The sequence below is a fragment of the Cellulosimicrobium sp. Marseille-Q4280 genome, assembly GCF_943181405.1.
Classification (GTDB): Bacteria; Actinomycetota; Actinomycetes; order Actinomycetales; family Cellulomonadaceae; genus Cellulosimicrobium.
Genome location: NZ_CALPBY010000001.1, coordinates 842,814 through 855,322, shown reverse-complemented (window position 1 = coordinate 855,322; position 12,509 = coordinate 842,814). Strand labels below are relative to the sequence as shown.

Here is a 12,509-nt window from a genome sequence, read left to right as displayed (position 1 = left end):
GTCGCGCTCCCACCGACGCATCTTTGCAGGTCAGAAGGGTAACCGTCGCGCCTCGGCCGGGGATGCGGCCGAAATTGTTACCGGTTCGAGACCGCTCGACGGGTCGTCATCGGGCGAGCCACTCGCGCCCTGCGCGCTCCTCCGCAGCGAGCGCGCCGCGCACGGCCCCCGCCGCGGCCTCCTCGATCGCACCTCCGAACAGCGGGACCGAGGCCTTGATCTCCCCCGAGTACGTCTGGACCGTGGCCGTCGGATCGGCGGGGTCCGCCGCGAGCCGGACCGTACCGGTCAGCCGGACGGGGGCGCCGGTGATCTCGAGCGACACGGTGCCGGCCCGCGTGCCGTCGCGCTCCGGCTCCCACGCCTCCGCCTGGCGGATCTCCAGCCGGCCCCCGACGAAGGTGCGCACGTGCGACGGGATCTGGTCCGTCGGGAGCTCCCGGCGCACCGCGACGGTGAACCCCGCCGCGGCGCTGCCCGTGACGTCGACCTGCTCGACCGCCCCGCCCGGCCCGCCCGACCGCTCGGCACGCCACCGGACGAACGGCTCGTCGGCGAGCATCGCGCCGACCGCGTGGACGGGTGCGGGATAGCGCAGCTCGACGCTCAGGTGCACGGGGGCCTCCTCGGGGACGCGCCCGGGGCGTGGGCGCTCATCGGGACTCTAACGGGCCGCGCGCAACTACGCTGGGGTCCGTGTCTGCCATGAGTGACCTCATCTCCCGCCACGCCGACCTCAGCGCCGGTGACAACGAGTGGCTCCATCTGCTCGTGGGGGACTGGCAGGTGATCTCCGACCTCGCCTTCGCCGACCTGGTGCTCTGGCTCCCCACGCAGGACGGCAACTTCGTCGCCGTGTCCCAGTGCCGTCCCTCGACCGGCGCGACCGTTCACTACGACGACATCGTCGGCTCGCACGCCCCGGACGGCCAGCGCCCGCAGCTCGAGCGCGCCCTCACGGAGGCGCGCTCGCAGCGGTCGCGCGAACCCCGCTGGTTCGGGGCGTACGCCGTGCGCGAGGAGGCCATCCCGGTCGTCCACGAGGGTCGTGCCATCGCCGTCGTCGCGCGCCAGACCAACCTCGGCAGCGGGCGCACACCGAGCCGGCTCGAGCTCAACTACGTCGAGGCGGCCGACGACCTCATCGCGATGATCTCGCGCGGCGAGTTCCCGTTCCCCAACGCCGCGACGGGCCCGCGCCGCGGCGCTCCGCGCGTCGGCGACGGGCTGATCCGCCTCAACTCCGAGGGCGAGGTGCTCTACGCGAGCCCCAACGCCCTGAGCTGCTTCCACCGCCTCGGCGTCATCGGTCCGCTCGTCGGCCGGTCCCTCGTCGAGGTGACGACCGACCTCATCGAGCACGAGCGGACCGTCGACGAGTCCCTGCCCCTCGTCGTCATGGGACGAGCGCCGTGGCGCACCGACATCGAGGCGCACCGCGTCGCGCTGTCGCTGCGGGCGCTGCCGCTCACGGAGTCGGGTCAGCGCATCGGCGCGGTGCTCCTGTGCCGTGACGTGTCGGAGCTGCGGCGCCGTGAGCGCGAGCTCATCACGAAGGACGCGACGATCCGCGAGATCCACCATCGCGTGAAGAACAACCTCCAGACCGTCGCCGCGCTCCTGCGCCTGCAGGCCCGGCGGATGGACATCCCGGAGGCCCGCGCGGCCCTCGAGGAGGCCATGCGGCGCGTCGCGACGATCGCGCTGGTCCACGAGGGCCTCTCGCAGACCCTCGACGAGGAGGTCGAGTTCGACGACATGGTCGGCCGGGCGCTGCGCCTCGCCGCCGACGTCGCGTCCGCCGACACGAGCGTGCGCACCGTCCGCACGGGCAGCTTCGGGCTCGTCCCCGCCGAGGACGCGACACCGCTCGCGCTCGTCCTCACGGAGCTGGTCACGAACGCCGTGGAGCACGGCCTGGCGAAGCAGGAGTCGGGCACGGTTGAGGTGGCGGTCGAGCGCGAGGGGTCCGCGGTGCGCATCGTCGTCGCCGACGACGGCACCGGGATGCCGGACGGCGGCGTCGCCTACGCGGGCAGGGTGGCGAAGAGCGGTCTCGGCTCGCAGATCGTCCAGACCCTCGTGACGAACGAGCTCGGCGGGTCGATCGAGTGGGGTCCGCGCCCCGGGGGAGGCACGCAGGTCGTCCTGCAGCTCGTCCTGCGTGACGGCGCGGGGTCGCGTCACGCCTGAGGGTGCAGCCAGGGCATCGCGTCGGGCATCTCCATCACGAAGGGCCGCCACCCGGTGGGGTGGCGGCCCTTCGTGAAGGTGCTGCGGTGCTGCTCCGCGGGCGGGCGTCAGCCGGCGCGGCGGGCGCGGGCGGTGCGGCGCTTGAGCGCGCGACGCTCGTCCTCGGACAGGCCGCCCCAGACGCCGGCGTCCTGACCCGACTCGATCGCCCACTTGAGGCACGTGTCGACGACGTCGCAGCGACGGCACACGGCCTTCGCCTCCTCGATCTGCAGCAGGGCCGGGCCCGTGTTGCCGATCGGGAAGAACAGCTCCGGGTCTTCGTCCAGGCAGGCTGCGCGGTGGCGCCAGTCCATGGTGATCTCCTTGGTGCGGGGGGAACCTGGACGCAGGTGATGACGCTGCGCGGTGGGCGCCGCAAGGCCAGGTTCCGAGCGGGGGGTAATTGATGCTTGAACCAGGTTCACACCTCGTGAAGACGAGCACAAGGGGTTACGAGGAAGTTTCCTCTGGATGAATCGTGAGGTGTGCGTCACACGGAAGTGAACGCCCAGGTCGCGGCGTACGCTGGGTGATCGTGCCCCCTCGACCCGCCCCGCAGGACCGTCCGGAGACCGGCCCCGGGGACCGCCCGCCGGCCCTCGTCGCCCTCGTCGTGGGCGTCCTCGTCGAGGCCCTCGCGCTCGCCGTGGGCGGGGCGGTGGTGCTCGTCGAGCTGCTCGCCGGTGGCTCCCGGTCCGTCGGCGTGAGCCTGTTCCTCGTGGTGTTCGCGCTCGGCGTCGCGACACTCCTCGTCCTGTGCGTCCGCGGGCTGCTGCAGGGCCGCCGGTGGGCCCGGTCCCCCGTCGCCACCTGGCAGATCCTCCAGGTCGTCGTCGTGATCAGCTCGTTGCAGTCCGGGGCGTCGGCGTGGATCGCGGTGGCCCTGGTGCTCGCCGTGGTCGTGCTCGTGCTGCTCATGCTCCGGCCGGTGGTCGAGGCGACGACGCGCGACGCCCGTCCGGCCGCCTGAGACGCGCGCCGTCGCTGGGACACGCGCGCCGTCGCACGGCCGCGCGACGGTGGCGCGCAGCCGCGTCCCGGCCGGTCCGGACCGCCGTCATCCTCCGTCGGGGAGCGCGACCTGTACCGGTGCGAGCCGCGAGCCCTCGACGAGGACGCCTCGCCCCGGTCGGGGACGTCCTGGGTCGGCGAGCCACGACAGGTCGTGACCGAAGACCTCGCCGCTCCCTCGTTCCGCCGGCGCGAGGACGATCCCCGAGCGTCGTGCGCGCAGCTCGGCGAGCGGACCCCGCATCGCCATGACCGCCGACCCGGTGGCCGCGGACGCCACGAGGCGCACGTCCTCGCGGCACAGCGCCGCGACGCGGTCCGCCTCGAGCACGCACAGCTGGGCGAGCTGGTCGATGTCGTCGACGACGAGGACAGGAGCCCCGGAGGCCCCCGGCGTCGTACCCGACGCGACGACCGCATCGAGGACGCGGCCGACCTCGGCCGGCGAGAAGCGTCCGCCGACGGCGACGCCCGGCCCCGCGACGTCCTGCAGCGAGCGGTCGCGCGCGAGGACCCCGCGCAGCACGCCCACGGTCCGTGCGTGCCGGGCGAGCAGCACGAGCGCGGTCGTGCGCCCGCTGCCGGGCGGACCGACGACCAGGGCGCCGCGGCTCGCGTCGAGCGTGAGCACGGACGCGTCGTCACCACCGATCCCCACGGGCACCTCGTCGGGCAGGCCTGGGACGCGGGGACGGTCGGCCACGTGCAGCGCGCTCTCGCGGATCGTCGTCGGCAGAACGGCGAGGCGCAACGGGCCGGGGTCCACCAGGCCGGGGTCCGCCGGGTCGACGTCCGGCAGGACGACCTGGCAGACGAGGGGTTCCCCCGGGCCGATCCACACCGCCCGGCCGGGAGGGCCGCCTCGCCCCGCCAGCGGGGCGGGGACGCCGAGGGACACGTCGTCGTGGCGGTCGCGGGACGACAGGACCGTGCGGACCCCGATGCACGCGGCCAGACCGGCGACGGTCGGCCCGGACCCGGCGACGGCGAAGGCCGCGCCGGATTCCGTGAGCGCCTCGGCGAGCAGGTCGGCCCCTGCGCCCCCCGCGAGCGCCGAGAGCGTCGAACGGACCGCCTCGACGTCGTCGACGAGGACGAGGGTGGGCGCCGTGCCGAGCGCCCCGACGGGTCGGTCCTGTCCGTCGTCGTGCTGCGCGAGGAGGCGCAGCAGCCGCGCGACGCGCCGGGCGTCGGAGCGGTCGACCACGGTCCCGGCGGCGGGGTGCGCCGCGATCTCGCCGAGCCGCGCTCCGACGGCGTGGACGTGCCAGCCCTGCGCGAGGGCGGCGTGCGCGAGGGCGACCAGGGTCGTCGTCCGTCCGGAGCGCGCGCGTCCGAGGACGGCGAGGTGGCCGTCCCGCGGGTCCCATCCGACGACGACGCGACGCTGGTGGTCGGGGTCGTCGCCGAGAGCCAGGGGCAGCGTCGCGCGAGCGTCCGTCCCGAGGGCGCCCTCGGTGTCCGGGCCGACCGGACCGCTGGGCTCGCGCCGGGCGTCGACCGGACCGCTCAGGGCGCCCAGGGCGCCGAGGTCCCGCGCGCGGACCTGTTCCGGCAGCGCGGGCAGCCACGGCGGGCCGGGTGTCGTGATCCCCGCACTGGCGGCGACGGTGCGGGCCGCGTCGACGAGCCGTGCGAGGGTGTCCGGCGCCGGGGTGCCCTCGCCCCCGCCGCGCGCGAGGGCGTCGTCGGCCGGGAGCGTGGTGGCGCCCCAGCCCGGGGCAGCACGGACCCCGGCCGTCGGCACCGGGACCGGTGCCCCGGCCCGCGCGCACTGGAGCGCGACGGGTGGGGCGGCGCCGCGGCGCAGCACGAGCCGCCCCGGTGTCCCGGTGGGGATCAGCGCCGCGTGGGGCGACTCGACGACGTCGCGCGAGTCCGCGGCGTCGACGACTCTCAGCGCGAGCCGCAGCGTGATGTTGGCGCGCACGTCCGCGCTCACCGCACCGGCGGGGCGCTGCGTCGCGAGCACGAGGTGCACGCCGAGCGAGCGGCCCTGGGCGGCGACGCGCAGGAGGCCCGGGAGGAACTCGGGCAGCTCGTCGGCGAGCGCGCGGAACTCGTCGATGACCACGACCAGCCGGGGGAGCGTGCCCGCGGGCACGTCGTCGACGCTCGCGGCGCCCGCCGCGGCGAGGACGCGCTCCCGACGGCGGAGCTCCGCCCGCAGACCGGCGAGCGCCCGCCCGGCGAGACCTGCGTCGAGGTCCGTCACCTGACCGACGACGTGCGGCAGCCTCCCGCACTCACCGAAGCTCGCGCCGCCCTTGAAGTCGACCAGCACGAACGTCAGCTCGGCCGGCGAGCGTCCGAGCGCGAGACCCGCGACCAGGGACTGGAGGAGCTCGGACTTGCCCGCGCCCGTCGTGCCTGCCACGAGCACGTGCGGACCGTCGGCGACGAGGTCGACGACCTCCGGCGTACCGCCCGGGCCGACGCCGAGCGGGACCGGGAGGCCTCGGCCGTCGCGCGTCGCGGCGCGCCGCCAGCGGTCGGCGACCCACGCGACCGTCGCGCCGACCGGCTCGGGCGCCGCCGGTGCACCGAGGAGAGCTCCCAGGGAGACGTCGTCGGGGAGGGTCGACGCCGCAGGGTCGCAGCCGTCGGGGACCGTCGCGACGCCGGGCGCACGGAGCCGGCCGAGGTGCTCGGCCGCCGCGAGGTGACGGGCGAGCTCCTGGGCCCATGTGACGTCCACGCCGACGTACGGGGTCGTCGTGCCGACGCCGTCCGCCCCGGTGAGCACGGCGTCGTCGCCGCCGACCGCCAGGACGGTGCGGCACCACGCGGGCACGGCCTGCACGTCGCGCGCGACGAGGACCAGGCGTGCCCCCGCAGGGCCGAGCCGTTCCCACGCGGCAGCGAGCTCGCCGGGCGCGAGGTCGCCGTCGACGACGAGCAGCCTCGCGGCAGCGGCAGCGGCCGCGGCGTCGTCGAGGCTCCGCACGAGCGTGCTCCGCGGCAGCCACCGGCACCAGGACCAGTCGGACGCCGCACCCGGTCCGTGCCGGACCGTCGGGGCGGCCCCGGAGGTCAGCAGCTCGGCGAGCACGGCGCGTGCTGCCGCGAGGGCCGCGTTCCGCGGGCCGACCACCGCGATGCAGCCGTCCGGCAGCCGGACGCCGAGCCCGTCGTCCGTGGTGGACCCCGGCGTCGACCCGGTCGGTCGGCCCGCCGGTGGGCCGGCAGGGGGGCCATGATCGACGACCGCACGGCCGGGAACGGCCTGCACGGTGTCGTCGGGGGCGAGGTGGGCGACCGCTGCCCAGGTGAGCACGTCGGCGGGGCGGGGCCGCAGAGGGTCGGGGGACCGAGCCCCCGCGGCCCCGCCGGCAGCCGCGGCCGGCACGCCGCCCCGCCCGGGGCCCGGGACGCCGCCGGGACCCGTCCCGGGTCCGTCGCCGGCGTCGCGCCCGGCGGTGCGACGACGTCGGGCGTCCAGGAGCGCCGGCAGCAGCAGGGCGAGCGGACCGACGAGGGCGAGCAGCGCGTACAGCGGCTGGCGGAACGTCACCGCGAGCGCGAGCGACGCCACGGCCGGGGTGAGCGCCGTCGCGAGGTGCGTGCTCCAGCGGCGCGACGCCTCGGGGCCCGCGGTCGTCCCCGCGACCGCGACCGCGTCCGAGGGCGGCACACGGGGCGCGTGCTCGAGGCGCGGGCGAGGCCGCAGCGCGTAGGTCGTCGAGCCGTGCACGACGACGTGCCCCTCGCGCCAGCGTGTCGCCCACCTCGGCGAGAGGCGGCGCCGGCGCCCCGAGCCCCGGGCGGCGGGCCGGGCCGGGTCGGCGGCCCGCACCCGGAACGCGCCCCGCGGGCCACGGACCCGCACGACGTGTCCCCGCCGGACCCGGGTCGACCGCACCTCGAGCGCGTCGACCGCGACGAGGCCGTCCGGTGTCCGCGCCCCGGACTGCCGGCCCGGCGCGGCCGGGGGCGTGACCGGCACCAGCCGGCCGGCGCGAGGGCCGCCCACCACGGCGACGTGCCACGGCGCGGCGAGGACGTCCGCGGCCCACGGGCGTGCGGCGTCCTCACGCGCGTCGTCCGTCGCGAGCGTGGCGCCGGGGAGGAGGGGTCGGGTGCCGCACCGCTGGTCGTCGTCGACGCGGACGCCGTCGACGCGCAGCGGTGCGGTGAGGAGCTCGGGCCGGCACGTCAGGTCGGCGAGGGCCTGTCGTGCGTCGCCGAGGCGGACGCCGACGTCGAGCAGCAGGTCCGTGCCCGGCCGCAGGGTCACCCGCGCGGCGGCGCCCGCCACCCCGGGAGCAGGGAGAGCCGCCCGGGCAGGGGCGGGCTGCGGGGGAGCGGGAGCGGTCGGGGCGGGCACGTGCCGATCCTGCCGCCTGGGACGCCACCCGCGCCGGGACGACGGACGCCCCTGTGGACAACTGTCCGCAGGGGCGTCCGCCGGACGTCCGGTCCGGGCACGGACCAGGACGTCCGTGGCGCGTCAGTCCACCGCGAGCGCCGCGACCGGCGACGTCCGGGCCGCCGTCCGGCCGGGGACGACGGACGCCACCAGGCCGGCCACGAGCGCCACGACGAGCACGAGCACGATGTCCCGCCACGGCACGGTGAGCGACACGTCGCCCATGATGCTCAGCGCGGTCGCCGACCCCGCCCAGCCGTAGAGCACGCCGAGCGTGATCCCGAGCAGCGCGCCGACGCCCGCGATGAGCATGCCCTCGAGCGCCAGCATCCAGCGCAGCTGCGAACGGCTGAGCCCGATCGCGCGCAGCGTCGCGGACTCGCGGCGCCGCTCGATGACGGACAGCGAGAGCGTGTTCGCCACGCCGATGAGCGCGATGACGACCGCCACGGCGAGCAGCCCGACGATCACCGCGAGGATCGTGTCGATGACCTGCTGCATCGTCGCGCGCTCGACCGCGACGCCGATCACCTCCACGGGCGCGTCCGTCCCGACGATCGCGTCCTGGATCGCGGGCACGACCTGCATCGCGTCGTCCGGCGAGCCCAGGCCGACCCACAGCCGCGAGACGACGGCCGAGGGGTCGACGGCCAGGGCGTCGGCGGTCGTCATCAGCCAGCGGTCGCCGATCGCCCCGACGTGGGCCGTGAGCTCGACCGTCTCGCCGGTCGGTCCGGTGAGCGTCAGCTCGTCGCCGTCGGTGACGCCGTACGACTCGGCGGAGTACTCGGGCACCATGACCGTGCCCTCGCCGAACGCCTCGAGCGTCTCGGGCGAGCGGACGACGTCGAGCGCCTCCGCGGGCTCCACGCCGTGCACCGAGGCGTAGCTCCCGTCGGGCAGCGTGACCTCCGTCCCGGTGAGCCCGACGACCCCCGCGACACCGTCCACCTCGGACACCGCCCGCACGACCGTGTCGGGCACGGGCTGGTCCGTCGACCCGTAGTTGTCGGCCGCGACCATCACGTCCACGGGGTACTGGTCGTCGAGGGCGGAGTCGAGGCTCGACCGGGCGCTCGCGGCACCTGTGGACATCATCGCGACGAGCGTGACGCCGATGAGCAGCGCGGTGCTCGTCGCCGTGGTTCGCCGCGGGTTGCGCAGGGTGTTCGCCGCGGCGAGGCGCGCCGTCGACCCGGTGCCCGCGAGGAGGCGGCCGACGAGCGCGACGACCTTCGGCAGCCAGAACACGGCACCGACGAGCACGCCGACGAACGACAGCGCGCCGCCCGCGACACCGACGAGGATCCCCGCCTCGGGGCTGTTCGCACCCAGCACGATCCCGCCCGCGAGGAGCGCCGCGCCACCGAGCGTGAGCAGGGACGCGAGCACGAGGCGCACGCGTCCGCCGCCGCGCACGCTCGGGGCGTCGGCCGGGCGCAGGGCCTCGAGCGGCGCGACGCGGGTCGCCGCGCGGGCCGGTGCCAGGGAGGCGACGAGCGTGACGAGCGTGCCCACGAGGAGCGGCACGAGCACGACCGCCGGGGTGACGGTGATCGTCGAGGGGACGGGCACGCCGAGGTCGGCGCCACGGGCGACGAGCAGCGCGACCTGCGTGAGCAGGGCGCCCACCAGGACGCCGCCCACCGACGACGCCACGCCGAGGATCGTCGCCTCCGAGAGCACCGAGCGCGCGAGCTGCGCCTTGTTCGCCCCGACGGCGCGCAGCAGCGCGAGCGTGCGGGTGCGCTGGGCGACGAGCACCTGGAACGTGTTCGCGATGACGAGCGCGGCGACGATCAGCGCGACCGCGGCGAAGCCGAGGATGACGAACGTGAACACGTCGCGGTCTCCCGTCATGCTGCGCGCGACGTCCTGCGCGTGCTCGGACGGCGTGACGGCCCGCGACCCGTCCGGACCCTGCGCGACCAGCGCGGCGCGCACCGCCTCGAGGTCCGTGCCGGGCGCGAGCCCGACCATCGCGGCGGAGTACGTGCGCTCGGCGTCCTCGGCCGACCGCTGCGCGGCCTCCCACGCGGCGACGTCCGCGGCGGAGAGGACGGCCGCACCGCCCATCTGGGCGTACGCGCCGTACGGGTCGTCCGTCGTGCCGACGACCGTCAGCTCGTCGCGGAGCTCCTCGTACGCGCCGCCGTCGGGTGCCGAGTCGTCCCACACGTTGCGCAGGCTCACGACGGTGTCGCCCACCGAGACGTCGAGGCGTTCGGCGACGCTCTCGGGCAGGGCGAGCTGTCCGGGCGCGCTCGGGAGCGAGCCCTCGACGACCTCCAGCGCCTGGAACCGCGGGTCCGACGGTGTCGGGATCCCCATCTGGAAGACGCGCTTCGAGCCGTTGGACAGGTCCAGGTAGGTCAGCTGTACGGCGTCGACCGCCTGGACTCCCTCGACGGCGGCGAGCGCGTCGACGTCCGCGGCGGTGAGGTCGGCAGGTGCGGACACCACGAGGTCGGCGTCCGCGAACTGCGCGGCGATCGAGTCGTTGGTGGTCCGGGTGATGACGTTGCCCGCGATGAGCGTCGCCGTGACGAAGGCCGTCCCGATGACGATCGCGACGCCGGCCGCGGTGAGGCGGCCCAGGCTGCGGCGCATCTGCGCCAGGGTCAGGCGGAGCATCAGGCGCGCACCGTCCCCGTGGCCGCACCCGCTGCCGCGACGTCGCCGCGCTCGTCCGGTCCGGCGACCTCGAGCGTGCGCAGCGCGTCGAGGCCGGCGAGCACCGACTCGGGCGTCGGGTCGGCGATGTCGCCCGCGATGCGGCCGTCGGCGATGAGCACGACGCGGTCCGCGTACGCCGCCGCCGCCGGGTCGTGCGTGACCATGATGATCGTGCGGCCGAGCTCGCGGACGCTGCGGCGCAGGAAGCTCAGCACCTCCGCGCCGGAGCGCGAGTCGAGGTTGCCCGTCGGCTCGTCGGCGAACACGACCTCCGGGGCGGCGATGAGCGCCCGCGCGATGGCGACGCGCTGCTGCTGGCCGCCCGAGAGCTCGCTCGGGCGGTGCGTGAGGCGTGCCTGGAGGCCGAGCGTGCTGACCAGGGTGTCGAACCACGCGCGGTCGACGGTGCCGCCCGCGAGCTCGACCGGCAGCGTGATGTTCTGCTCCGCCGTGAACATCGGCAGGAGGTTGAACGACTGGAACACGAAGCCGACGCGGTCGCGGCGCAGCTGGGTGAGCGCGTTGTCGTTGAGGCGCGTGACGTCGGTGTCGCCGATGAACGCGTGCCCGTCCGTCGCGGAGTCGAGCCCGGCGAGCAGGTGCATGAGCGTCGACTTGCCCGAGCCCGAGGGGCCCATGATCGCGGTGAAGTGCCCGCGCTCGAAGTCCACGTCGACACCGTCGAGCGCGCGCACGACCGCCTCGCCCGTGCCATAGGTCTTGCGCAGCGCGCGGGCGCGCACCGCTGGGCCGGCCGTCCTCGCTCCGGGGCCGCCGTCGGGTGCGGGCTCGGCGGGTCGGTACACGGTCGTGTCCACGTCGTCTCCTGGTGTCAGCTGCTGTGCGGATGTCTCGAGAGGTGCACCCGGGACGTCGCCCGGGTAACGTCCTCGACGCTACGGACCGGCCCGCCGTCGTCGCGTCCGGCGTCGGTCGGGACCTCACGGGCGGGCTGTCATCCCGTGGTCGTACGCGACGCCCCGCGGTTGTCAGCGTCCAGGAGGTATGGAGACCCGTGGGCGGCTGACAGGTTCGCGGGCCTCTCAGCTGTCAGCCCTGAGCGGGTCTGCGGGCCGGGGGAGCGCTGACAGGTCCGGTATCCCGACGGCGCCGCTGGCCCGGACGCTCTCGTCGCCGTGAGGGACTGACCGACGGCGGGATCCCGCGGACCGCCGCCGTCCACAGGAGCGGTCGGCGACCTTCTTCTCCACAGTGCCGCCCCCCGGGGCACGACCGGAACGTCGAGCACGGGCACGATCGCGCCCATGAGCGGACGAGCGAGCTTTCTCGACGACGTCACCGGGCTGCGCGGGCTCGCGTCCCGGCAGCACGGGGTGGTGGCGCGGGCGCAGCTGACGCTTCTCGGCGTGACCTGCGACGAGATCGCCCACCAGGAGCGTGCCCGCAGGTGGCGACGCGTCAGCCGGGACGTGCTCGTGCTGCACCGAGGCCCTCTCGTCCGGGAGGCCCGGCTCTGGGCCGCCGTCCTCGGTGCGCCACCGGACGCGGCGATCGGTGCGTGGACCGCCCTGGCTCTGCACGGACTGACGGGTTGGGACCGGGCACCGGTCCATCTCGTGATCGCGCGAGGTCAGCGGGCGGACCGCGCGCCGTGGCTCGTCGTGCACGAGTCGCGGCGTCCGGCGACCGCCGACGTCGGCGACCTCGACGGGCTGCCCGTCCACGTCGTCGAGCGCGCGGCGGTCGACGCCGCGGCGTGGCAGCCGTCGTGGCGGACCGCCGCGGGACTGATGGCGGCCGTCGTCCAGCAGCGCCTCACGACGCCCGGCGCGCTGCTCGAGAAGCTGGACGAGGTGGGCGCGGTGCGACACCGACGGACGATGCGGCACGCGCTCGGCGACGTCGCGGGCGGGACGGACTCGCTCGCCGAGATCGACTTCGCACGGCTGTGCCGCCGGGCAGGGCTGCCGGAACCGGTTCGCCAGTCCCGCCGGCGCGACGCGAGCGGGCGGTGGCGGTTCCTCGACGTCGAGTGGAGGCTGCCCGGTGGGCGGCGGCTCGTCGTGGAGATCGACGGCGTCGGGCACATCGACCGCCGACGCTGGTACGACGACCTGTTGCGCGACGCCGAGCTGGGCGGCGGCGACGCGCGCACCGTCCGGCTGCGTCTCCCGGCGATGGCCGCGCGGCGGGAGCCGGAGCGCGTGCTCGCGATCGTCCGGCACCACCTCGCACGGCTCGCGCTCGCGGCGTAGCG

8 protein-coding genes are annotated in these 12,509 nt (G+C 76.0%); 3 read left to right on the top strand and 5 right to left on the bottom strand.

Going from position 1 to position 12,509, the window contains the following annotated elements:
- Window positions 1-106 precede the first annotated feature (106 nt).
- Window positions 107-616, bottom strand: coding sequence for a DUF2505 domain-containing protein (locus NFS20_RS03770; RefSeq protein ID WP_251150381.1), 510 nt, complete (start codon window positions 614-616; stop codon window positions 107-109).
- 89 nt (window positions 617-705) lie between these two features.
- On the opposite strand from NFS20_RS03770, the gene NFS20_RS03765 reads away from it, so the two are divergent.
- Window positions 706-2,193 carry a sensor histidine kinase gene (locus NFS20_RS03765; RefSeq protein WP_251150600.1) on the top strand — a complete coding sequence of 496 codons (1,488 nt, stop codon included), beginning with the start codon at window positions 706-708 and terminating at the stop codon, window positions 2,191-2,193.
- A 107-nt stretch (window positions 2,194-2,300) separates the two neighbouring features.
- Here the strand turns inward: NFS20_RS03765 and NFS20_RS03760 are convergent, their stop codons facing one another.
- Window positions 2,301-2,549, bottom strand: a complete 249-nt coding sequence (locus NFS20_RS03760; RefSeq protein ID WP_021481972.1) for a WhiB family transcriptional regulator — start codon at window positions 2,547-2,549, stop codon at window positions 2,301-2,303.
- Window positions 2,550-2,770: 221 nt separating this feature from the next.
- Here NFS20_RS03760 and NFS20_RS03755 point away from each other — a divergent pair, with 221 nt between their 5' ends.
- Window positions 2,771-3,205: a hypothetical protein gene (locus NFS20_RS03755; protein WP_251150380.1), complete on the top strand. Its 435-nt coding sequence runs from the start codon at window positions 2,771-2,773 to the stop codon at window positions 3,203-3,205.
- Between the two features lie 87 nt (window positions 3,206-3,292).
- On the opposite strand, the gene NFS20_RS22140 is transcribed toward NFS20_RS03755, so the two are convergent.
- The 3 genes from NFS20_RS22140 to NFS20_RS03740 form a co-directional block, all read right to left on the bottom strand.
- On the bottom strand, window positions 3,293-7,573 hold the full coding sequence (locus NFS20_RS22140; protein WP_285821097.1) for an FtsK/SpoIIIE domain-containing protein: 4,281 nt from the start codon (window positions 7,571-7,573) through the stop codon (window positions 3,293-3,295).
- Between the two features lie 123 nt (window positions 7,574-7,696).
- Window positions 7,697-10,249, bottom strand: coding sequence for an ABC transporter permease (locus tag NFS20_RS03745; protein WP_251150379.1), 2,553 nt, complete (start codon window positions 10,247-10,249; stop codon window positions 7,697-7,699).
- Entirely contained in the window at window positions 10,249-11,109 is an 861-nt protein-coding gene (locus NFS20_RS03740; protein ID WP_251150378.1) for an ABC transporter ATP-binding protein, read from the bottom strand. The genes NFS20_RS03745 and NFS20_RS03740 overlap by 1 nt, the downstream gene beginning before the upstream one ends.
- A 447-nt stretch (window positions 11,110-11,556) precedes the next feature.
- Here NFS20_RS03740 and NFS20_RS03735 point away from each other — a divergent pair, with 447 nt between their 5' ends.
- Window positions 11,557-12,507 carry a PDDEXK family nuclease gene (locus NFS20_RS03735; protein WP_251150377.1) on the top strand — a complete coding sequence of 317 codons (951 nt, stop codon included), beginning with the start codon at window positions 11,557-11,559 and terminating at the stop codon, window positions 12,505-12,507.
- Window positions 12,508-12,509 lie beyond the last annotated feature (2 nt).